Annotated in this window: 18 protein-coding genes; all 18 read right to left on the bottom strand. The window is 42.3% G+C overall.

Annotated elements, in window-relative coordinates; translation table 11 throughout:
- Positions 1–13 precede the first annotated feature (13 nt).
- Entirely contained in the window at positions 14–292 is a 279-nt protein-coding gene (locus tag C6348_RS03715; protein WP_012009994.1) for a DUF503 domain-containing protein, read from the bottom strand.
- A complete protein-coding gene (gene infB, locus C6348_RS03710) occupies positions 289–2409 on the bottom strand; it encodes a translation initiation factor IF-2 (RefSeq protein WP_066030896.1) in 2121 nt (706 codons plus the stop codon). Before infB ends, C6348_RS03715 begins: the two co-directional genes overlap by 4 nt.
- Positions 2410–2428: 19 nt before the next feature.
- On the bottom strand, positions 2429–2731 hold the full coding sequence (locus C6348_RS03705) for a YlxQ family RNA-binding protein (protein WP_034662287.1): 303 nt from the start codon (positions 2729–2731) through the stop codon (positions 2429–2431).
- A complete protein-coding gene (rnpM, locus tag C6348_RS03700; protein WP_034662290.1) occupies positions 2718–3008 on the bottom strand; it encodes an RNase P modulator RnpM in 291 nt (96 codons plus the stop codon). The genes C6348_RS03705 and rnpM overlap by 14 nt, the downstream gene beginning before the upstream one ends.
- 15 nt (positions 3009–3023) lie before the next feature.
- On the bottom strand, positions 3024–4139 hold the full coding sequence (gene nusA, locus C6348_RS03695) for a transcription termination factor NusA (protein WP_007499530.1): 1116 nt from the start codon (positions 4137–4139) through the stop codon (positions 3024–3026).
- 32 nt (positions 4140–4171) lie between these two features.
- Complete coding sequence (rimP, locus tag C6348_RS03690) at positions 4172–4645, bottom strand: ribosome maturation factor RimP (RefSeq protein ID WP_003211398.1); 474 nt, start codon at positions 4643–4645, stop codon at positions 4172–4174.
- 241 nt (positions 4646–4886) lie between these two features.
- The gene (locus C6348_RS03685; RefSeq protein ID WP_106041923.1) at positions 4887–6017 is read right to left on the bottom strand and encodes a glycoside hydrolase 5 family protein; all 1131 of its coding nucleotides are present in this window, start codon (positions 6015–6017) and stop codon (positions 4887–4889) included.
- A gap of 18 nt (positions 6018–6035) precedes the next feature.
- Complete coding sequence (locus C6348_RS03680; RefSeq protein WP_106041921.1) at positions 6036–7265, bottom strand: endo-1,4-beta-xylanase; 1230 nt, start codon at positions 7263–7265, stop codon at positions 6036–6038.
- 84 nt (positions 7266–7349) lie between these two features.
- Positions 7350–9455, bottom strand: a complete 2106-nt coding sequence (locus tag C6348_RS03675) for a glycoside hydrolase family 48 protein (RefSeq protein WP_106041919.1) — start codon at positions 9453–9455, stop codon at positions 7350–7352.
- Between the two features lie 30 nt (positions 9456–9485).
- The gene (locus C6348_RS03670; RefSeq protein WP_106041917.1) at positions 9486–11336 is read right to left on the bottom strand and encodes a glycoside hydrolase family 9 protein; all 1851 of its coding nucleotides are present in this window, start codon (positions 11334–11336) and stop codon (positions 9486–9488) included.
- 419 nt (positions 11337–11755) lie between these two features.
- A complete protein-coding gene (locus tag C6348_RS03665; protein ID WP_262982724.1) occupies positions 11756–16009 on the bottom strand; it encodes a PolC-type DNA polymerase III in 4254 nt (1417 codons plus the stop codon).
- A 134-nt stretch (positions 16010–16143) separates the two neighbouring features.
- Positions 16144–17841 (bottom strand): proline--tRNA ligase, encoded by a 1698-nt coding sequence (locus C6348_RS03660; RefSeq protein ID WP_034662305.1) that lies wholly within the window; start codon positions 17839–17841, stop codon positions 16144–16146.
- A gap of 80 nt (positions 17842–17921) precedes the next feature.
- The gene (gene rseP / locus C6348_RS03655) at positions 17922–19187 is read right to left on the bottom strand and encodes an RIP metalloprotease RseP (protein ID WP_095285177.1); all 1266 of its coding nucleotides are present in this window, start codon (positions 19185–19187) and stop codon (positions 17922–17924) included.
- Positions 19188–19193: 6 nt separating this feature from the next.
- The gene (dxr, locus tag C6348_RS03650) at positions 19194–20345 is read right to left on the bottom strand and encodes a 1-deoxy-D-xylulose-5-phosphate reductoisomerase (protein ID WP_106041913.1); all 1152 of its coding nucleotides are present in this window, start codon (positions 20343–20345) and stop codon (positions 19194–19196) included.
- 39 nt (positions 20346–20384) lie between these two features.
- Positions 20385–21179 (bottom strand): phosphatidate cytidylyltransferase, encoded by a 795-nt coding sequence (locus tag C6348_RS03645; RefSeq protein WP_060596276.1) that lies wholly within the window; start codon positions 21177–21179, stop codon positions 20385–20387.
- A 12-nt stretch (positions 21180–21191) separates the two neighbouring features.
- Positions 21192–21974, bottom strand: coding sequence for an undecaprenyl pyrophosphate synthase (gene uppS / locus C6348_RS03640; protein WP_034662319.1), 783 nt, complete (start codon positions 21972–21974; stop codon positions 21192–21194).
- Positions 21975–22103: 129 nt separating this feature from the next.
- A complete protein-coding gene (frr, locus tag C6348_RS03635) occupies positions 22104–22661 on the bottom strand; it encodes a ribosome recycling factor (protein WP_003212469.1) in 558 nt (185 codons plus the stop codon).
- A gap of 1 nt (position 22662) precedes the next feature.
- Complete coding sequence (gene pyrH / locus C6348_RS03630; RefSeq protein ID WP_008344767.1) at positions 22663–23385, bottom strand: UMP kinase; 723 nt, start codon at positions 23383–23385, stop codon at positions 22663–22665.
- Positions 23386–23395 lie beyond the last annotated feature (10 nt).

The following is a 23395-nucleotide window of genomic DNA, read 5'->3' as shown; positions in this document are numbered from 1 at the left end:
TTATCACCTCTAATTAAAACCACTCAGTTTTCGTGATCGTTCGTTCAATTTCAGGAAAAGAATCAATAAAGCTTAAAACACGCTGCAATTCCTTTTCCACTTGAACCCGAGATGAGGAAATCACGGCGATTCCAATTGATGTACGCTGCCATGTGTCCTGGTAATCCATTTCAGCCATGGTTACATTGAATTTATGGCGCGTTCTTGTCAATATACGCTGAAGAACCGCACGTTTTTCCTTCAGTGAGGAGGCATCATAGATGATGCACTCACATTCGGTATAACCGATCATTTTCTTTCGATTTCTTGCATAACGAATGATTCCATGACATCACCTTCACGGATATCATTGTACTTCTTAATGGTAATACCACATTCATAGCCTTGTGAAACTTCTTTCACGTCATCTTTGAATCGTTTTAATACGTCGACTTCGCCTTCAAATATCACGACGCCGTCACGGATTAAGCGGATACCACTATCTCTTGTAATGGTTCCTTCAGTGACATAGCCACCAGCAATTGTACCGATTTTAGAAACTTTGAACGTTTGACGAACTTCAACTTGACCGATGACTTTTTCTTCATATTCAGGGTCAAGCATCCCTTTCATCGCAGCTTCAATTTCATCGATGACTTTATAAATAATGCGGTGTAAGCGGATATCTACGTTTTCTGTTTCAGCTGTGCTCTTCGCATTTCCATCAGGACGTACGTTAAATCCGATCACGATCGCATTAGAAGCACTTGCTAAAATAATATCAGATTCTGTAATCGCTCCAACACCCGTATGGATGATTTTCACTTTTACGCCTTCTACTTCAATTTTTTGAAGAGCGGCCGTCAGTGCTTCAGCAGAACCTTGTACGTCTGCTTTCACGATCAAGTTGATATCTTTCACTTCACCTTGTTTGATTTGCTCAAATAGGTCATCTAGAGATAATTTTGCTTTGTCTGAACGCTGTTCATCAAGCTGTTTCGAAGCACGCGCCTCACCCACTTGACGAGCTGTTTTTTCGTCTTTGAATACGAGGAACTGATCCCCTGCATTCGGTACATCATTTAAACCAGTGATTTCAACAGGTGTAGATGGTCCTGCTGTTTTCACGCGGCGTCCGATGTCATTAACCATTGCACGAACGCGGCCAAATGTATTTCCGACAACGATTGGGTCACCTACATGAAGTGTACCAGTTTGAACAAGAAGGGTTGCAACAGATCCTCTTCCTTTATCAAGTTCAGCCTCGATGACAGTCCCTTTTGCCGCACGATTTGGGTTGGCTTTCAGTTCTCCTACTTCGCTGACAAGAAGGATCATTTCGATCAATTCGTCAATGCCTTCACCTGTTTTTGCAGATAGAGGAACGAAGATCGTTTCGCCGCCCCAAGCTTCTGGTACTAAACCATGCTCAGTTAATTCCTGCATCACACGGTCAGGGTTCGCTGTTGGTTTGTCAATTTTGTTGACAGCGACAATGATTGGCACTTCTGCCGCTTTCGCATGGTTAATGGCTTCAATCGTTTGCGGCATCACGCCATCATCTGCTGCAACGACCAGAATTGTCGTATCTGTTACCTCAGCACCACGTGCACGCATCGTTGTAAATGCTGCGTGTCCAGGTGTATCAAGGAACGTGATTTTCTTGCCGTTTTCTTCAATTTGGTAAGCACCGATATGCTGCGTGATTCCACCAGCTTCGCCTTCGACGACTTTCGTCTTACGAATGCTGTCAAGAAGCGTTGTTTTCCCGTGGTCAACGTGTCCCATGATCGTCACAACTGGAGGGCGTACTTGCATATCTTCTTCTTTATCTTCAACTTCATACTTTTCAAGTTCAGTTTCTTCTAAAATAATGACTTCCTCTACTGGAACGCCATATTCAGAAGCGATTAATTCAACTGTATCTTTATCCAGCTCTTGGTTAATGGTTGCCATAACACCAAGCATCATCAGCTTTTTGATAATTTCAGCTGTTTCTTTTCCAAGCTCTTCAGCCAACTGGCCGACTGTCATTGAATTTGTAAATTCAATTTTTTCAGGAAGCTCTTTCTTAGGCTTCACAGGTCTAGCTTGCTGATGCTGCGGTTTGTTATTCCCACCGCGTTTATTTTTGTTTTTGTTTTGGTTGTTGTTTTTTTTGTTTTTATTAAATTGATTATTCTGCACGTCATTCTTCTTTCTATCATTGTTTTTGTTAGATGATTGTTTTTTTTGTTCTGCGGGTTTCTCGTTAGCTGTCTCTTTTGCTTTGGCTTTTTTATAGATAGCGTCTAGCTTTTTCACAGTGTCGTCTTCAAGCGTCGCCATGTGGTTGTTCACTTCCACGTTCATATCCTTAAGCGCTGCTATAATATCTTTACTTGAAACATCTATGGCTTTTGCGTATTCATATACTCTCACTTTAGCCATTCGTTCACCCCCAAATAAATTAATCGAGCAAGCTTATCAGCTTCTTAGCGAAGCCTTGGTCAGTGACAGCGACAACTACGCGAGCTTCTTTCCCAATAGAACGTCCGAGAACGGAACGGTCTTCAACTTTTCTAACCGGAACATTATAAAATTTGCATTTATCAGATACCTTTTTCTCTGTGTTCGATGAGGCATCTGCTGCAAGAAGAACCAGCTTAGCACGCGCATGTCTAATTTCTTTGATCACAAGATCTTCTCCTGACACGACTTTACGAGCTCGATTTGCTAGACCAAGCAAAGGATACCATTCAGATTGAGTCATTTGGTTTTTTCACCTTTTCAGCTAGTTCTAGTAATTCTTCAAATATGTGTTCGTCAATCTGTGTCTGAAATTGCTGCTGTAAACTGCGTTTGTTCTTTGCCGCAAGAATGGTTTCTTTATCGAGAGAAAGGTAAGCTCCGCGTCCGTTCATTTTTCCGGTTGCGTCAACAGACACTTCACCTTCTTTAGAACGAACAACACGGATCAGTTCTTTCTTTGGTTTCATTTCTCCCGTCACGACACATTTTCTAAGCGGGATTTTTTTTCGGCTATTCACCTTTTACATCACCTCTTATTCGTCAGATTCCTCAGCTACTGGTTCAGCCTCTAAGAAAAGAGATTCAGAGTCTTCAGTTCTTGGGAAAATACCGAGTTCCCTTGCATCTGTTTCGCTTTTAATGTCAATTTTCCAGCTAGTCAGCTTTGCTGCAAGACGAGCATTTTGACCTCTTTTACCAATGGCTAACGACAGCTGATAATCAGGGACAATAACTGTTGTCGCCTTATCTTCTTCATTTACAATGACATCAAGTACTTTTGATGGACTTAATGCATTGGCAACAAATTCAACCGGGTCATTTGACCAATGGACAATGTCAATTTTTTCGCCTTTTAGCTCGTTGACAATTGCTTGTACACGCTGACCTTTTGGTCCAACACAAGAACCAACTGGGTCAACATCAGGATCATCTGTACGAACAGATATTTTAGAACGGTCCCCAGCTTCTCTAGCAACCGATTTAAGCTCTACAGTACCATCATAAATTTCTGGCACTTCAATTTCAAATAAACGCTTTAAAAGACCTGGATGTGTTCTAGACACATAAATTTGTGGTCCTTTTGTTGTTTTTTCGACTTTTGTAATAAACACCTTAATGCGGTCATGTGGTTTGTAGTCCTCATTTGGCATTTGTTCGTTGACCGGAAGAAGGGCTTCGATTTTGCCAAGTGACACGTAAATGAATTTACTGTCAATTCGCTGAACGATTCCCGTCATAATGTCTTCCTCGCGATCGATAAACTCAGTGTAGATCACACCTCGCTCTGCTTCTCTCACTCGCTGCGTCACCACTTGTTTCGCAGTCTGAGCTGCAATGCGTCCGAAGTCTTTTGGCGTGACTTCAATTTCAACGACGTCACCTACCATGTAATTCGGGTTGATATTGGCTGCATCATCTACAGAGATTTCAAGGCGAGAATCATACACTTCATCTACAACATCTTTTCTTGCAAATACGCGAATCGTTCCCGTTTCGCGGTTTAAATCAACACGAACATTTTGTGCTTGATTAAAGTTACGCTTATATGCAGAAATGAGTGCAGCTTCTATCGCTTCAATAATAATTTCTTTACTAATACCCTTCTCTTTCTCAAGAACAGTCAGGGCATCTAACAACTCACTACTCATTTTTATGGTTCCCCCTTATATCAATGAAAAGGTTAATTGAACGAAACTGCTAATCTTGCGTTAGCTATTTTTTCGTATGGAATATTGATCTCTTTCTTTCTTGTCTTGATCTTCACTGTCACTGTTGCAATCTCACCATCAAAGCTTGTAAGCTCACCTTCAAATGCTTTTTCACCATCAATTGGTTCATATGTTTTCATGAAAACATTTTTTCCAAGTGCTTTTTCAAAATCAGCTTTTTTCTTTAATGGGCGCTCCGCTCCAGGAGAGGACACTTCAAGAAAGTAGTTTTGGCTAATCGGATCTGCCTCATCAAGCTTTTCGCTCAAGGCTTCGCTCACTTTGGCACATTCTTCGATATCGACGCCTTTATCAGAGTCAATAAACACGCGAAGGAACCAGTTTTGACCCTCTTTGACAAATTCAACATCAACGAGTTCAAGCTGTAAGCCATCTAAAATTGGCTGCACCATTTCGCTTACGACATCCACTACTTTTTTGCTCATTCTCTTCCTCCTTGTGCTTTCGATAAACGCTCTTATCAATCATTCTGCATAAAAACCCTGCTTTATGTGAGCAGGGGGAGCAGAAAACGGATGAATAATGTCGAGACAAAAATTGCCTGTTCAATACAAAAGAGCGGGTTTCCCCACTCTTGTCTCGGTAATCGTTAGCATTTCCATAAAAACTATACCATATCCAATTTTTTTATGCAAATGAAGTTCCTTATTCAGCAGGCATTCGCCATCAGTTCTTTTCGTTCATTCTTTTCGCATGTTCACTGATAAGTGCTGCCTCCCTGCTCCCCTTTATGATGCGGAAACCGTCATAATCCGGATAGAGCGAATCATCGTCCTGAATACTTGTTAAAATCCAAAATTGACTGCCAGCTCCTCCGAGCCGCTCAACCGCTGACAGCCAGCTTTGATATACGTCAGGACGCGCTGATTGATTTTGAACGCCAAACTCTTCTAACACAACTGGTTTTCCGATTGACTTCCCGCGGGTGATATGGTCTTCGATCCATTTCACTCCCCAAGCAGCTGACTTGTTCCAGTGATCTGGGTACAGATGATAGGTTCCATAATCGATATTAGAGAGAGCCGTCAAACGGTCCCAATCGACGCCTTCTCCGCCTCCATAAAACCAGTCTTCATGTCCTGGTATGCGAAAGAACCCTTCATCTCCTACTGCAACAAGATGGTGACGATCCAGCGATTTGATCCATGTACTCATTTCATCTGCCCATTTGACTAGTATATTTCCCGTTGGATCTGACTGCACACGCGGCTCATTAGCTAATTCCCAAGTCATAATAGCTGGATCGTCCTTATATTGAACACCTGTGTACGTATTGGTTCTTTCTAATACATAGCGCACATAATTTTTGTAAGCTTTTTGTATACGAGGATCTGTATAAAAGGCATCATGCGATCCTGCCTCGAACCACTTTACGTATTGATTCATCCCGCCAAAATCATCCCAATTGTTGACTAGTGGGATGACAAGCTTTATTCCTTCCTGTCCCGCTTTATAAATTGCATAATCTAGTTTTTGAAAACCCGATTCTTCATAGACCCCTGGACTAGATTGTAAGACTGAGTTTTCTTGAGGGGCCCCATCGTGAAATCCCCAAATACGTATGACTTTTAAATTCATTGCTTTCATATCATCGAACACAGCATCTACCATCTTTTTAGATTTGTAATGGAAATAGTAATTATTTGTGCCAGCGAAGTAAAATGGTTGATTGTTCAGCGTAAATTGTGTACCAGACGTCTGTACATAAGAGGCGGCCTTAATCGTAAGTGAAAACCAGCCGGCCCATATAGCGGCCACAAGTATGAAGCAAGACACTCTTTGAGTCCATCTCTTCATTTAAATTCCCCTCACAATCTAGCCTTCTTCAGGTACGATCACATCTAACCGAAGCGGTGTTTGTTCATTTGAATCAAGTTCAATTGTCTGTTGTTTTAACAGTTTACTTTCTTTACCGATTCGAATCTCATATGTCCCGTGAAATGCTCGACATGTCACATTGCCATTAGCATCTGTTTTTTCAACTCTTTGTGTCGTCCACTCATTTAGAAGCTTTTCGTAACGTCGGCCTGCTTCATTTAAAGACCAATCATAATTCACGATGGCCGCATGCTCACCTCTCCAATGGGCACCTGCCCAAAATCCCCACATTAGCACTCCTTTTACGGCTGGATGACTAAATGCGACGCGATATAAAGCCTCTAGGTTATCCGCTCTTCTATTAGCGTCAGGGTGAACAGAATCGTACTCTGTAACCCATATAGGAAGACCAAGCTCAGCAAGCACATCGAGCCTCTCTTTTACAACGACTGGATCGACCCGTTCTTCAAAATGTCCTTGAACACCAATCGCCTCAATAGGTGCGCCTAACTGACGCAGTTCATTGATATGCGCTTTATAAGCGTGGTGCTCACCATATGAGATCACATTATAATCATTCACAAACAATAGTGCTTGAGGGTCAATTTTTTTCGTTTCTTCATACATCCACTTCCAAATATTTTTCCCGAAGCGATCTTTAAAAAATGAACCATGCATCATTTCATTGTTTACATCCCAATGACGGAACCTCCCTTTAAAATAATTACCCGCATGCTCAAGCCGGTTTTTCATCGATTCATACACTTGGTGATTCGGTAGTGACCTCAGCCAGCTTGGATTCGCATCCTCTACCTCCCAAAATAAAGCGTGCCCTCTCACTGGAAGTTGATGTTTATCTGCAAAATTCAGCATCGCTTCTGCTTTTTCGTAGGTGATTTTCCCTCTTTCCGGCTCATTCGCATACCATTTTGCCTCATTTTCAAAAACAGCCCAATTAAAATACTTCACAAAAAAATCGGCATATTGTTGATTAAACAACACTTGGTCATTCATCGCTGAACCAAATGCGAATTCATGCCTATTTTGCTTAATCTCAACCTCTATACCTGCTATTGGCTTTTTTTCGTGATTTGTGACATTTATTTCAAGATCTCTTTGTCTATGCTCTGAAATTCGATCATTCGCCTCTTTTTTCCACATCAGATTTATCTGCCCATTTTCGCCCTTGTTTAATGATTGATGAAGAAAACTTCTTTCTTTGACCATGTAAAAACACCCTTATCTTCACTGGATTTATATTTCCTAATCAAACTGCCGGCTCAAAGAAACCGGCAGCTTAAATTTGACCTGCTAGTTGATGAGACGATGATATTCAGCGTAGGCAGTGGCCATATCCACTTGAGACCAGAAACGGTGATAGGTGAAAACCGGTGCCCCATTCTCCCATTTGCCTGTTGCTTCATTAAATGAAGACTGATATTTACTCTCGAGTGAAGACCATGCTGGATCTTGTTTAATGTTCGGACGAAGATCAGCAAAACTCGTATAGACCCCATTACCTCCTCGCTGCGGATCAGAAGGAATAGTGCTGGCTCCAGGAATCTGATTCCCTTGACCAAATGTCCCGTTCCAACCATTTGGGAAATACACTTCTTTTTTAAAGAAGCGGTCATAGTCCTCTCTTTCTTCTTCTGTTACAATGCCCACGCCATCATTGTAATTCCACGCAACCTCAAGGAGCTGTGCGGCAGCATCTTTCGCTCTGACACCAAGCGCTGTATAATCCCCTGTTTCTAGCTTAGTGGCAGCAGCAAAGAATGTTAAAGCCTTGACGAGACTCCCTAGTACGCCCGTATCCTGAGTTGGATCTTTTGTTACAGCTGTTAAGTTTGGATTTCCTGTTGCAGACTGGAACCCATTCCAAGTGTCAGGCTGTCCGCTCCAAGCAATATTTCCAGGAAGCCAAAACTCGCCAGGTGCACTCGTTGTAGCAACAGCAGCATTTGTTCCTCCTAGAATTCTTTGTCCTTGGTCATCTAAGAAATAACCCTCTTCATCCGACACAGGACGGCTGCCGATAAAAATGTAATCTAATGCATAGTCGACCCATTTTGTGATACAAGATTTGGCCATTTGGACATTTTCAGATGTTTTGTCTCCGTCTTTCACAAAAATGTAATAAAGCTCTGCTACGCGCTCCATCGGCCATGCCTGCATCCCAAACCAGTTATTAGAAGGCGGGTCAAGATAAACAGGTGCATCCTCATATGCCATATCGTAAAAAGTACTTCTTCCCGCCGGATAAGCACTATAGTCTCCATTCCAGCTATTGGTTGCACCTCCTGCAATCGCTCCCTCTTTAGATTGAAGCCATACATAAAATTCAAGCTGCCTTTTTAATGTTTTTTCCCAATCGCTTGCACCAGTAGCGGAAGATGGCTTTAAGCCTCCTTTGTCTGAGGATAAAGCATAAGCGGCGACAGGGTTTTGATACCCTTGGTGACAATGGCTAGCTCCAATACGCCATGACCAGTTGGCATGGTCGCCAAGTCCTCCGCCCCAAGAGGTATACCACGCCATTAAGTAATGACAGGCACCCTTTCCGTTTCCAGGGTACGGATTCCCCTGTTTGCCGCTTCCAATCGTTTGAAAATATTTATCGTACATACCGTAACGAAGAAAATCCCCCATTTTTTTCGCTTTATCAAGATAGGCTGACTCATTATAGCCGAGTTCCTTCGCCCAATACATCACTTGTATTGCACGCGCATCAGCATCCGTCGCATTGGTATAGCGCCACTGAGCAGCTGGTGCTTGATTTTCTTTTGTGAACAAGCTCATAAAGCCTTCATTCGGCTTTCCAAAAGATTTATCATCTTGTGAAGGATGAGGGATGGCCTCCCATACGGATTCCTGTGGACCACGCTGGAATGTGTTCACATATGCAGCTGTATGTGATGGGTTGAGCAAGTTTCCATATTTATACCAGTTATCGACATCAAGCAGCCAGTGCATTAAATACGTTTCATTCGTTCCATAGGTTGTTTTCAATTCACCATCAATCGGATCTTGACCCGCAGGACGAGCACCGCTTAACTGGCTAGGGTATTGATCCGGGTATGGTTTTTCTGCTGCGTATGTGGCTGGGCTAGAAGGGTTGTAGGCGCTCATATGCGGCTGCTCATCATTTCCATCTTCATTTACTGGGATGATGTACTTCTCCATATTGTCCCAGGCTGCCTCTAATTTGCTCCAATCTCCTGTGTAATGTCCGTACAACACCTCAAGCCACAGCCAATAGCTATACGCTTCTGACGTTGTCATATGCCCATAATCAGGCGCTTCGCAAATGAGCGTCTCGATTGAATGATACGGAATTCCTTCTGGTGAAAAATATCCATTCGCATCACTTTTAATTTGATGATAAAGCGTTAAAAACCGTTCTTTGTTTGACAAGTCCTTCACCCTTTCAATAAATCTTGATTTTTATTTGTCTGGAAGTGCACCAAATACCAAAGCACCATCATCAAAAACAGGAATCCTCGCTGTTTTTTGCATATTAGATGTTAAGCCTTGAAAGGAATAATCATTTGAGGCATCCCATATATTCGCCCCATTTGGTGCAGATAATCGAAATTGTATTTCCTTCTTATGCTCTGATTCTCCTCCAGGAAAAATCGCTACGCCCGTAAAATCAATTTCTGCATAATATACGTGGGCTGATGCGTCATATACCTTCAGCGGAGATAAGGAAGCGCCTTCATTGTAGGCTGCTGTCACTTGAATATCTTTTTCAGTGAATCCCTTTGCAAAGACCTCACTTAGATTGACATAATATCTAAAGGACAGCGTTTGACTGCTTCTTGCCGGCCAGCCGGACCGATTGTATAGAACAGCCTTCACCTGAGTTGATGTTGTATCGTTATTCATCAGAGCTGCCTCTACAAAAAACTCATCCTGAGCCTGTTCTTTAGGCGGGAAATTTGGAAGCTTAGATTGCCCCTTTCCAAACAGCTGCACCATTTTGGCTATATTTCCAGTAAAGGCGGCATTATAGTCCGTCGCCACCTCGTTTGATACATAATCAGAGATGTCATCGTCATATTGATCCTGTGCATTAGGCCCGCCAACAAGCGCTCCATAAAGAGTGTGCCGATGATACGGAGGATTTGTCAGCTGGTTAGACCATGAGCCATGTGCAGTTCGATGGTGTGGATGCTTCGGCGGGTTCTGGCCAAACCCAACGACATAGCTTCTATTGAGCGGATTATCACCAAGCATATAGTGAGTTTGATTGACCGCAAACGTTTGATATCGATTCTTTTTTTCTTCATCCGAAACCCAATCAGCATAGACAAAGGCTAAAAATGCTGCATTTGCTGTATAACGAAGCGATCCCCATTGATCTAGCCATGCCAAACCGCCAGGCGTATAAGTGATTCTTTCGACTTTTCCATTTTGAACAAGACCTGTGGTCCAGTAATCGAGGTTACGCTCTGTCGATTCTATAAATCTATTCTCCTTCGTGATTCTTGCGAGTAAGATTTGTGAAGCGAAGAAAGTATTGTCCCATGACATGGTAAACGTATAATCCCAATCCTTTGGCCATTCTTCTACTGCTTTTAGTGCTTGATTTAAATAGGTCTCTTCATTTGTTGCCAAGTACAGCCAGATTCCGCCCCAAATGAGTTCATCAATATAGCCGCTCCAGGAGTTGTAAAACGGCTGAGCGTTTGTGACACAATCTGTATACTCGCCGCGATACCTGTCAGCAAATGCATAAAGCTGTTTCGCGTGGGTCAGAAGCTTTGCTGCATAAGGGGCATCTGTCTCTTTAAAAATGATAGAACCCGCTGCTAAAGCTGCAGCAGTTTGTGCGGCTACTTCTGTTCCTGGACAATTTTCATCAATTTTAAAAGCTGGCCGGCTCATCGGCATCACTTCTGCCGGTCCCCACCAAGCATGATCGGCGTTCCCATCACCTACCTGCGCCCAAAACTCGTTCGGACCTGTATGTGCTTTCAAAAAATAATCCGTTGCCCACCTGATTTGATCGAGGATGTCATCAAGCAGTTCTGCCTCTTCATAGGCTTCTCGGTATTCATATACTGTCCATGCAAGCACAGCTGCTGAGTAGGCCATCGGAAGCCCAAATTTCACATGATCACCTGCGTCATACCAGCCGCCAGTTAAATCATGCCCTACATCCTTCCCGTCCTCTAGTCCAGAATCTCCCCGCCAGTTGAGACGGCTGCTTTCGGGAAGCTTTCCAGACCGCTGCGCTTCATAAAACAACAAGGATTTTTGAAGAACCTCTACATAATTATAAGATGCCATTTCCGTATGACTCACTCCTTCTTTTTAGTCAAACATGAATAGACAAGCCACCTCCTTTTATTCAGAACGTGATTTGAACAGTTTTGAAAAGAATCAAATACGTTTCAAAAATAAGCATAGTAAACAGCAATCAGCTTTACGCTCATCGAAGGTTTTTTCTCTTGATTCTTTTTGTGACTGTACCCAGAATGATCATATGTCGCATGAGAACATTTCAGACGGCGAAATTCTCTTTTTTGCTCTATTTGGGTAGAAAGAATGACATACAATCTCTTCTCTTAAAACATCACGTTAAATCAAGGTATATGAATGAATAAGAAAATGATTCCATTTGGTGGAAAATCTTTATTAGTTAACATAATAAAATTATTGCATATAAAAAAAGAACGCCCCTTTAAGGACGCTCTTCATGAATCGCATTAAAACAAAGAAAGCTGGTTTTGATCGGGAAGTGCTTCTAAGCAGCCTTGACGATCTAAATATTCTAGGATCGTTTTCGACACTTTTCCGCGTTTTTGTAAATCTTCTTTTGAAAGGAATTCCCCGTCTTGTCGTGCGCGAACAATATTTAACGCAACGTTTGTTCCGAGTCCAGGGATCGAGTTGAATGGCGGAATTAATCCATCTCCATCAATGATAAACTCTGTTGCACTTGATCGGTAGAGGTCCACTTTTTTGAAATGGTAGCCTCTTTCACACATTTCAAGTGCAAGCTCTAGTACAGTTAATAGGTTCTTTTCTTTCGGTGATGCATCTAGACCTTTTGAGTTAATATCGTCCATGACTGCTCGAATCGCATTCGATCCTTTTGTCATTGTTTCGATATCAAAGTCATCTGCACGAACGGTAAAGTAAGCCGCATAGTATAAAAGTGCATGATGCACCTTGAAGTAGGCAATCCGTACAGCCATTAATACGTAAGCAGCTGCGTGGGCCTTAGGGAACATGTATTTGATCTTTTTACAAGAATCAATATACCAGTTCGGTACATTATTATTCTTCATTTCTTCTTCCCATTCAGGGGGAAGCCCCTTTCCTTTACGAACAGACTCCATGATTTTAAATGCGAGTGACGGCTCTAAGCCCTGATAGATGAGATAGACCATAATATCGTCACGGCACCCAATCACTTCACTTAGTTCACACGTTTTATTGTGAATGAGCTCTTGCGCGTTTCCGAGCCATACATCCGTCCCGTGTGATAGTCCAGAGATCTGAACGAGCTCTGAGAAGGTTGTTGGTTTTGTATCCTCAAGCATTTGCCGAACAAACCTTGTCCCAAACTCCGGAATACCGAGTGTACCTGTTTTACAGCCAATTTGCTCCTCTGTTACACCAAGAGGCTCTGTTCCTTGGAAAATTTTCATTACTTCAGGATCGTCTGTTGGAATCGTTTTTGGATCAATTCCGCTTAAATCCTGAAGCATACGAATAACCGTTGGATCATCGTGCCCTAGTATATCCAGCTTGAGCAAGTTGTCATGGATTGAATGGAAATCAAAATGCGTCGTTTTCCAATCAGAACCTGTCGCATCTGCTGGATATTGAATTGGTGAGAAATCATAAATGTCCATATAATCCGGCACTACGATAATACCGCCTGGGTGCTGGCCCGTTGTCCGTTTGACCCCTGTACAGCCTTGGACAAGCCGGTCGATTTCTGCGCCCCTCATATGAAGATTATGATCTCCTGCGTAGCCTTTCACGTAACCATAAGCTGTTTTTTCTGCAACAGTACCAATCGTACCTGCTCGGTATACATACTCTTCACCAAACAGCTCTTTCGTATAGTTATGTGCAATCGGCTGATATTCACCTGAGAAGTTCAAGTCGATATCAGGGACTTTGTCTCCTTTAAAACCTAAGAACGTTTCAAACGGAATATCATGTCCGTCTTTTTTGTACGGCGTACCACATTCTGGGCAGTTTTTGTCAGGAAGATCAAAGCCTGAACCAACAGATCCGTCATTAAAGAACTCTGAATGCTTACAGCTTGGACATACATAATGCGGGGCAAGTGGGTTCACTTCGGTAATCTCTGTTAATGTTGCAACAAGAGATGAGCCGACAGATCCCCTTGAACCAACAAGATATCCATCATCAAGTGATTTCTTTACAAGCTTATGAGAAATTAAGTAAATAACGGCGAATCCATGGCCGATAATACTTTTTAATTCTTTCTCAATACGGTCTTCTACAATTTTCGGCAAATCATCTCCGTAGATGCTGCGCGCCATTTGATAGCTCATTTCCCGTATTTCTTCATCTGCACCTTCAATTTTTGGTGTGTATAGGTCATCTTTGATTGGTTTAATGCTTTCGACCATCTCAGATACTTTTTTCGTATTCGCCACGACGATCTCTTTCGCTTTTTCGTCTCCTAGGAAGGAGAATGCTTCAAGCATTTCATCTGTCGTTCTAAAATGAACTTTTGGCAGTTCGTGACGGTTAAGCGGATTTGCTCCACCCTGTGATGAAATTAAGATTTTACGATAAATTTTGTCTTCTGGATGCAGATAATGCACATTTCCAGTTGCCACGACTGGTTTATTGAGCTTTTCGCCAAGCTTCACAATGTTTGTGATGATTTCTTTTAACGCACGTTCATCTCGAACAAGCTCCAGCTGCAGCAGATGCTGATACACTTCTGGCGGATGAACTTCTAAATAGTCGTAAAATGCTGCAATGTCTTCCACCTCATCAGGTGATTTTTGCATCATCCCTTCAAAGACCTCACCCTTATCACAAGCAGACCCGATAATTAAACCTTCTCGATATTTCTCAAGCTGTGAGCGCGGAATGCGCGGCACCCGGTAGAAATAATGAATATGAGAAAGAGAAACAAGTTTGAATAAATTTTTCAGACCGGTCTCATTTTGTGCGATCAGAATGGCATGGTAAGGACGTGAGCGCTGGTAGGCATTAGACTGACCCATGTTTTCATTCAATTGATCGTGATAGGCAATTTCTTTTTCAGCCGCATCTTTTAGCATCTTCAGCATGAGGTAGCCTGTCGCCTCTGCATCGTAAATGGCCCGGTGATGCTGCGTCAGTTCTATATCGAACTTTTTACAAAGTGTATTGAGCCGGTGATTTTTAAATTCAGGGTAAAGGAATCGGCCGAGTTCAAGTGTATCAATCACAGGGTTTGACGCTTTATCTGTTTTTAACAGACGTTTGTACGCTGCATTTAAAAAGCCCATATCAAAGCTTGCATTGTGCGCAACAAGGATATCTTGTCCAATCCATTCTTTGAAATCGCGCACGACATCGACGACATCTGGAGCATCTCTGACCATATCATCCGTAATACCCGTTAATTCGATCGTTGTCGCTGATAATGGGTGATGAGGATTTGCAAATGCCTCAAAGCGGTCAATGATTTCCCCGCCTTTTATTTTCACTGCTGCCAGCTCAATGATCGTGTCATAAACGGCTGAAAGTCCAGTTGTCTCTACGTCAAATACGACATACGTCGCGTCATCTAACAAACGGTGCTCCGGATTATAGGCAATGGGTACTCCGTCGTCGACCAAGTTGATTTCCACACCGTACATCATTTTGATGTCATGTTTTTTACTTGCTGCATACGCATCTGGGAAGGATTGTACAACCGCATGATCCGTCAGGGCAATCGCTTCATGTCCCCATTTTTTTGCTTGTTCCACCAGCCTGCCAATGCCAGTGACAGCATCCATTTGGCTCATTGGGGAATGCAAATGAAGCTCGACACGTTTTTCACCCACAGGTGCCGTATCCTCTTTCAGCTGAGGTTTCATTTCATTGACGTCATTGGCAATCATGACAAGGTCTCTGACAAACGTATCGTTTTGAATGCTTCCTCTTGCTTTGACCCACATGCCTTTTTTCAATGATTTCATCAGCTGGGCATCTTCTTTTTCTCTTGCAAACATTTTGATTAAAATACTGTTTGTATAATCTGTAATCTTAAAGATACAAAGCGTTCTGCCGCTTTTCAGCTCACGCGTTTCTGCATCGAATACGTAGCCTTGGACGGTGATTCTTCGTTCCTCATCCATAATACTATCAAGCGTACGGATTTCTTCATTGTCTTTAATTTGATAGCCAATCATGAGAGGACCAGACGGAGCTTCATCCTGCTCCTCACTTTCCTTCTTCTCTATCTCAGTGAGGGCTTGCATCGCTCTTTCTTGATCTTCAGCAAGCTTTTGTTCTCTGAACTTCTGAATCTCTTGATCTGATACAAAAATTTCTGTATCGAATTGCAGCTCTGGAAAGCCCACTTGTTTAAAAGCAGCCTGGAGCATTGGGCTGTACTTCTTCTTGATGGCCAAAGCCTCTGTTTCGCTTTTCGTTTTGATGATGATTTTATGTCCAGACAGCGATGGTTTTTGCTGCTGAAGCAAGCTGATGATTGGAGGAGAAATTCCTTGAAGCTCTTCCACACAATGTGACCAATACGATTGAACGAGCTCTTCAGAGATGTTCGGATCATTGACTTCAATCGTACAAGTGACTTGTGCAATATGAGAAAATGCATTTGTCAGCCTGCTGAGAAACATCGCATATACCTTGTAAGGCAGAAGCGCCTTAAATTTAAAAAGGAAATGCCACGTTTTCGTCGCCTTATGCACCGTCAATTTGACGATTTCTCCTTCTTCAAAGTAACGACTGAGGTCATCATCTGTCATTTGAATCTGATTGAGTAATATATGAAATTGCCGCCGTGTGATCGGTAATTGTTCATCCAAGACAGAACCCTCCTTTTGTCAATCAGAAAGGTACCTCTTTTCTACAGGAGGTACCTTCATTTTTTTGTTCGTTTTTATGCTTGGCGTATAAATGAAATCAGCTCATCAACAGATACTTCATGTGATTCACCTGATTTTCTAAACTTCACTTCAACAATGCCTTCTTCTGAACGTTTTCCGCAGCTAATGCGAATTGGCAGCCCAATTAAATCACTGTCTGCAAATTTTACTCCGGCACGCTCTTGGCGGTCATCGAAAAGTACGTCAAAGCCCTCATCTTCTAAGCGCTCGTATAACGTTTCAGCCAGCTCTTTTTGAGCATCGTTTTTCATATTTAATGCAAGGAGATGAAGGTCATATGGCGCAACAGTTTCGGGCCAAATGATTCCTTTCTCATCGTGATGCTGTTCAACAATTGCTGAAAGAGTTCTAGAGATACCGATACCATAGCATCCCATAATCATTGGCTGCGCTCGTCCATTTTCATCGAGGTACGTCGCATCCATTGACTCAGAATAACGAGTGCCTAGTTTAAAGACTTGTCCTACTTCAATCCCTTTGGCAAACTGGATTGTGCCTTCTCCATCTGGAGAAACATCTCCTTCTTGAATCAAACGAAGATCTGTGAATTCTTTCACTGATACATCACGCGCAGGATTGACATTGACATAGTGATAATCCGCTTCGTTTGCACCTGCGACAGCATTTGTCATGCCTTTAACCGCAAGGTCTGCATAAATATCGACTTCTGCTTCCAGCTTCACAGGACCAACAAATCCAGGCTCTGTTCCAATGACTTCTAGTACTTCTTCGCGAGTAGCAAGCTCTACAAGCTGTGCTCCTACCAAGTTTTTCACTTTCACATCATTTACTTCATGGTCGCCTCTAGTCAGGATTAGAACATACGCATCATCTGCTTTAAACAAAACAGACTTGATACAAAGAGAAGGATCAACTTCTAAAAATCCAGCGATGTCTTGAATCGTTTTTACTTGCGGTGTGTGGACTTTTTCAAGTTCTTTGAAGTCCGCAGGATTTGCTTCTTCTCCGTGATAAACAGCTTCAGCCATTTCAATGTTCGCAGCATAGGAAGATGTGTCAGAGTATGCGATTGTATCTTCTCCTACTTCTGACAGTGCCATAAACTCATGTGTATCTTTTCCTCCCATTGCACCAGAATCTGCAATGACTGGTCTAAAATTAAGACCTACTTTTGAGAATACATTGGAGTAAGCTGTAAACATCTTGTTGTATGTGTCATCAAGGCTTTCTGGTGAAGAATGGAATGAGTACGCATCCTTCATAATAAATTCACGTCCGCGCAGCAGCCCAAAACGCGGTCTCTGTTCATCGCGGAATTTTGATTGAATTTGATAAAGAGTTAAAGGAAGCTTCTTATACGATTTTACTTCGCTGCGTACGAGTGATGTGATCACCTCTTCGTGCGTTGGGCCAAGTGCGAACTCGCGGCCATGACGATCTTTCATACGCATCAATTCTGGACCGTATGTATACCATCTTCCTGACTCTTGCCACATTTCTGCCTGCTGCAGCACTGGCATTAACAGCTCAGCTGCTCCTGCCTTTTCCATTTCCTTGCGAACAATGGATTGAATATGCTGGATGACTTTATGAGCAAGCGGCAGATAATGATAGATTCCGCTTGTATTTTGTCTAATGAACCCAGCTCTTACTAAGAGCTGATGACTTTTTGCCTCAGCATCTGCCGGCACCTCTCGAAGAGTTGGAATGAAAGTCAGGGATTGTCTCATGTCGTTACACCTCATTTATGAAATAGGACTTCTCACAAAAACTCTTGTTTCCCGTAATGAGAAACAAGAGACATTGGTTTTTATAAAAATAATCGCTGGATGTCATTCCACGTAACCACTAGCATTAACAGCATGAGGAATGCAACACCGATAAAGACAACAAGTGCTTCTTTCTCACGATTAATTGGTTTACCACGAATGGCTTCAACAAACAAGAATAGTAAACGTCCTCCGTCTAGTGCAGGAATCGGTAATAAATTCACGATGCCTAAGTTGATACTAAGGAACGCCGCAAACTGCATTAATGTTAACACACCTTGCTTGGCTACTTCTCCTGTCATGTCATAGATCCCAACAGGACCCGCTAACATATCTAGTGAAAATTGTCCTGTGACAATTTTTTGCAAGTTCGTTAAAATCAGACCTGCTGTTGAAATCACAGTCGTTCCTGAGGATGAAATAACCTTCAGAAATCCATTTTCCGTTGGCGGATAAGATCCGAAACGGCCAATGCTTTTTCCGTCTGCTTTCACAGCTTCTGGTACAACCTGCACAGTGCTTTCTTTGCCGTCTCGGTCAATGACGACATTCATTTTTTTCTCAGGGTTCTTTTGAACGGTTTGAACGACGTCTGTCCAAGAATTCATTTTATCCCCGTTAATGGACACGATGTGGTCTCCCTGCATGAGTCCAGCTTCTGCCGCTCGGCCGTCTTTCGTCAGCTTGCCGAGTACAGGATCATCAACGGTTACCCCTTGAATAAAGCCTAAAGCAACCAAAATCACATATGCCAGGATAAAGTTCATAATCGGTCCAGCTGCGATCGCTTTAATACGCTGCCATACCGTTTTTGATCCAAATTGACGATTGTATGGTGCGATTTGAATTTCTTCACCATCTGCAATATAAAAGCTTGTTTGACTGACATTGTAGCCAGTCAAAATATCTTCATTTCCAGCTTCATATCCTGAGATTCTCATGGCATGATCTAAATCAATCTGCTCAACTTCGATGACAAGTGCATCAGGATATTTTTCTTTGTCATTTAAAATGATTTTTTCTACTTCATTTTGCTCATTGAATAAGAGCCCCACTGTATGACCTGGTTTAATTTCAATGACTTCAGGGTCCTCTCCTGCCATTTTAACAAATCCGCCAATAGGGAGCAGTCTAATGGTATAAACGGTTTCCTTTCGTTTAAAGGAGAAAATCTTCGGCCCAAAACCAATTGCGAACTCGCGGCATAAAATCCCCGCTCGCTGCGCCATAATTAAATGGCCAAGCTCGTGGAAAAAAACGAGCGTTCCAAAAATAATAATAAACGCAATCACTGTATTCACGAACATACCACCTTATGTGAGGATTGATTGAACAAAGTCTCGTGTATCTTTGTCCACTTCATGGATATCTTGCAAACTAGGCGTTGAAATCACATGATGTCTATTTAGTGCCTTTTCAATCAATTCTTCAATTTGCAGGAACGTTACTTTGCCTTTCAGAAATGCATCAACTGCCATTTCATTTGCTGCATTGAGCACAGCAGGCATTGTCCCTCCTATTTTACCTGATTCATAAGCAAAATGTAAGCAGCGATACCTGTCAAAATCCGCTTTTTGGAAATTCAATTGTCCAATCCCCCAAAGGTTCAATGATTTCGCTTCTGGTAATGGCGCCCTGTCAGGGTATGTGAGTGCATATTGAATGGGCACTCTCATGTCTGGTGTCCCTAACTGAGCCATGACGCTTTTATCGTGAAATTCCACCATCGAATGGATAATGCTCTCTTTATGTAACAGCACATCAATTTGTTCATACGGTATATCAAACAACCAATGTGCCTCAATCACCTCGAGCCCTTTATTCATCATCGTCGCTGAATCAATGGTAATTTTCGCTCCCATTGACCAGTTTGGGTGGTTCAGCGCTTCTTCAACCGTAACACCTTCAAGTTCAGTTCGTTTTTTATCTCGGAAACTACCACCTGAAGCTGTCACGATTAAGCGTTCAATGTTTTTAGCTTGTTCACCTTGCAGGCATTGAAAAATAGCGGAATGCTCACTATCGACAGGAAGTAAAGGTACATCATATGTTTTCGCGTACTCTTTTACTATATGACCAGCTGTGACAAGTGTTTCCTTATTTGCGAGTGCAATCGTCTTTTTTTGTTCAATGGCCTTTAATGTTGGAACAAGCCCAACACTTCCTACAAGTGCATTGACCACAACGTCCACTGCATCATAGGTCGCTGCCTCGATGTTGGCTTCATCACCAGCAGCCATCTTGACATCGTATTCAAATGAATGACCTTTTAGCGTCTGATAAGTCTCTTCACTTAAACATCCGACAAATTCAGGCTGAAACTGTTCTATGATTGGAATGGCCTTATCTACATTTCGGCCAAATGTCATGGCTTTCAGCTTAAATTTGTCTGGGTGCTGCCTAATCACATCTAATGTTTGTTCTCCAATTGATCCTGTTGCGCCTAATAGCGAAATATATTTCAAATTGCCACTCCTTCTCTCGTTCAATAAGTTTCTATGAGGTTAGCTGGCAAACGTTGCGAGCAGTAAATATAAAAACGGCAGAACGAACAAAAAGCTGTCAAACCTGTCCAAAATCCCGCCATGTCCAGGGAGAATTGTCCCTGAATCCTTTACGTGATAATGACGCTTTAAAGCAGATTCCACAAGGTCGCCAAGCTGTCCAAAGATACTGAGCAAAAGAGTAATAAACATAACAAGCAGATATGATGGCAAAAATCCTGTAACCGCCTGAAACACAAATGACAACACGACCGCTGTGACGATTCCGCCGATAAATCCTTCTACTGTTTTGTTTGGACTGATCTCTGGCCAGAGCTTTCGTTTCCCCATAGATTTCCCAATAAAGTAAGCACCTGAGTCAGTGGACCAAATAATCACTGCTGCGAAGAAGATCGCACTCATGCCATATAAGCCTCTAATTTGGATGAAATAATAGAAACTGACGCCAATATATAATGTCGCTAATACAACAAAAGCAACCTCATCGAATGTGAAAGAGTTTTTGCTCAACACTGTATAAGTTAAAAGGATTAAGACTGCAAATAAAGCAATTTGCATTTTTGATGCGTCTACGTTCGGGAAGAAGCTGTTCTCTCCGCCCATTAAAAGCCAAAGCAATATTAAGCTGACAATACCAGGAAAGCTGAAAATCGATATCTTTTTCATTCTTAGAAGCTCAAAGAGAGCGACACTTCCCATTAAGTAAATCAGCAGGGTAAATGGCATCTGTCCATATATAACCGCAAGTAAAAAGACTGCAGCTGCCAAAACACCCGTCAAAATTCTTTGTTTCATCTGCACCACCCTCTAAATTCCACCGAACCTCCGGCCGCGGCGCTGGTATTCTCCGATAGCGCCTATAAGATGCTCATCAGAAAAGTCAGGCCAAAGCACATCCGTAAAGACAAACTCGCTGTATGCAATTTGCCAAAGCATAAAGTTACTTAATCTAATTTCTCCACTTGTGCGAATAAGCAAATCCGGATCTTGAAGAGATTCTGTCATTAAATAAGCTGAAAACATCTCTTCTGTGATGTCTTCTGCTTGAAGCTTACCTTCTTTGACTTTTTCAGAAATTTGTCTGCATGCGGAGACGATTTCTGTGCGCCCTCCATAGTTGAGCGCAAAATTCAAAACGAGTCCGTCGTTATTCGCCGTACTCTTTACTGCGTTCTCTACCGCTCTTTTCGTATGCTGCGGGAGGCCGTCTGGATCACCTGTTAAGCGCACACGGACATTTTCCTCGATGAGTTCAGGCAGGTAGATGTTCAAAAATTCTTCAGGAAGCTTCATTAAAAAGTCTACTTCTAGTTTTGGACGTTTCCAATTTTCCGTAGAGAAAGCATACAAAGTCAGCACTTTGACATTCAGCTCATTTGCAAGCTTTGTCATGCGCTTGACGACTTTCATTCCTTCATGATGTCCTGCTACCCGTGGAAGAGCACGTTTTTTCGCCCATCTTCCGTTCCCATCCATGATAATGGCGATATGTTCAGGAATTTCTCCATTTAATATGTCTTCTTTTGTCAGGCTTTCTAAGTTGGAAGCAGCAGTTTGCTGATTCTTCCAATTTTTGAGTATATTGAGCATGAGATTCCTCCATCACCCAAAAAGGTTGCGTTCCCGCTAATAATATAGTCACCAACAGTATTAACAAAAAAACCCCCTGTAAACATGAAGAGGGTCTTTTCACTATTATCTATTGTACATAGTTTTTTCTTAAACTTCCATGATTTCTTTTTCTTTATCTTTCGTCACGTCATCAATTTTAGCGACATATTCATCTGTCAATTTTTGAACATCCTCTGTCGATGATCTTAATTCATCTTCAGTGATCTCACCATTTTTCTCAAGCTTTTTCAACTCATCGTTTGCATCACGACGAACATTACGAACAGCTACTTTTGCTTCTTCTGAATATTTTCTTACCACTTTCACAAGCTCTTTACGTCTTTCTTCTGTTAGTGCAGGAATCGCAATGCGGATCACATTTCCGTCACTTGTTGGCGTGATCCCAAGATCAGACTTTTGGATCGATTTTTCGATATCACCGATGGCTGTTTTATCATAAGGTGTGATAATCAGCATACGTGCTTCTGGCACTGTGATTGACGCGATTTGGTTGAGTGGTGTTTGTGCACCGTAATAATCAACCGTCACTTTATCAAGCAATGAAGCATTTGCTCTGCCCGCACGAACAGTTGCTAGTTCACGTCCGTATGCTTGAACGGCTTTTTCCATTTTTTCTTTCGTTTGGTTCAATACTTCTTTTGACACGTTATTTCCCCCTCACAATCGTTCCAATTGATTCGCCATTGACGGCACGTTTAATATTTCCTTCTTCCATAATGGAGAATACGATTAATGGAATGTCATTGTCCATACATAATGAGGACGCAGTAGAATCCATTACAGCAAGCCCTTCTTTTAACACGTCAAGATATGAAAGCTTATCATATTTTACTGCATCCGCATCTGTACGAGGATCAGCACTGTAGACACCGTCTACATTATTTTTCGCCATTAAAATGACATCTGCTTCAATTTCTGCTGCACGAAGTGCTGCCGTTGTATCTGTAGAGAAATAAGGGTTACCAGTACCTGCAGCAAAAATCACGACACGTTTCTTCTCAAGATGACGGATCGCTTTTCTTCTTATGTATGGCTCTGCAACCTGTCTCATTTCGATAGAGGTTTGTACCCTAGACTGAATGCCAAGCGTTTCTAGGCTGTCCTGCAGCGCGAGTGAATTCATCACTGTTGCCAGCATGCCCATGTAGTCTGCTGTTGCACGGTCCATTCCTAAGTCACTGCCTGTCTTACCGCGCCAAAGGTTTCCTCCGCCTACAACAACTGCAACCTCAACATCAAGCTCTGCAATTTCTTTTACTTGCTTTGCAATTGATTGAATGACAGTTGGGTTAATTCCATTTCCAGCATCACCTGCTAGTGCTTCGCCACTTAGCTTCAGTACAATGCGATTATATTTCGGTTTGCTCATGATAACCTCC

This window comes from Bacillus sp. YBWC18 (assembly GCF_002998775.1).
Lineage (GTDB): Bacteria > Bacillota > Bacilli > Bacillales > Bacillaceae > Bacillus.
Note: the sequence above shows the minus strand (reverse complement) of the source record. Positions and strands in the feature narration are given on the sequence as shown.

Coding starts and splice junctions, on each gene's coding strand:
- C6348_RS03715 (WP_012009994.1), bottom strand. CDS start 292: ATGATCGGTTATACCGAATGTGAGTGCATCATCTATGATGCCTCCTCA.
- infB (WP_066030896.1), bottom strand. CDS start 2,409: ATGGCTAAAGTGAGAGTATATGAATACGCAAAAGCCATAGATGTTTCA.
- C6348_RS03705 (WP_034662287.1), bottom strand. CDS start 2,731: ATGACTCAATCTGAATGGTATCCTTTGCTTGGTCTAGCAAATCGAGCT.
- nusA (WP_007499530.1), bottom strand. CDS start 4,139: ATGAGTAGTGAGTTGTTAGATGCCCTGACTGTTCTTGAGAAAGAGAAG.
- rimP (WP_003211398.1), bottom strand. CDS start 4,645: ATGAGCAAAAAAGTAGTGGATGTCGTAAGCGAAATGGTGCAGCCAATT.
- C6348_RS03685 (WP_106041923.1), bottom strand. CDS start 6,017: ATGAAGAGATGGACTCAAAGAGTGTCTTGCTTCATACTTGTGGCCGCT.
- C6348_RS03680 (WP_106041921.1), bottom strand. CDS start 7,265: ATGGTCAAAGAAAGAAGTTTTCTTCATCAATCATTAAACAAGGGCGAA.
- C6348_RS03670 (WP_106041917.1), bottom strand. CDS start 11,336: ATGGCATCTTATAATTATGTAGAGGTTCTTCAAAAATCCTTGTTGTTT.
- C6348_RS03665 (WP_262982724.1), bottom strand. CDS start 16,009: ATGACAGATGATGACCTCAGTCGTTACTTTGAAGAAGGAGAAATCGTC.
- C6348_RS03660 (WP_034662305.1), bottom strand. CDS start 17,841: ATGAGACAATCCCTGACTTTCATTCCAACTCTTCGAGAGGTGCCGGCA.
- rseP (WP_095285177.1), bottom strand. CDS start 19,187: ATGTTCGTGAATACAGTGATTGCGTTTATTATTATTTTTGGAACGCTC.
- C6348_RS03645 (WP_060596276.1), bottom strand. CDS start 21,179: ATGAAACAAAGAATTTTGACGGGTGTTTTGGCAGCTGCAGTCTTTTTA.
- uppS (WP_034662319.1), bottom strand. CDS start 21,974: ATGCTCAATATACTCAAAAATTGGAAGAATCAGCAAACTGCTGCTTCC.
- pyrH (WP_008344767.1), bottom strand. CDS start 23,385: ATGAGCAAACCGAAATATAATCGCATTGTACTGAAGCTAAGTGGCGAA.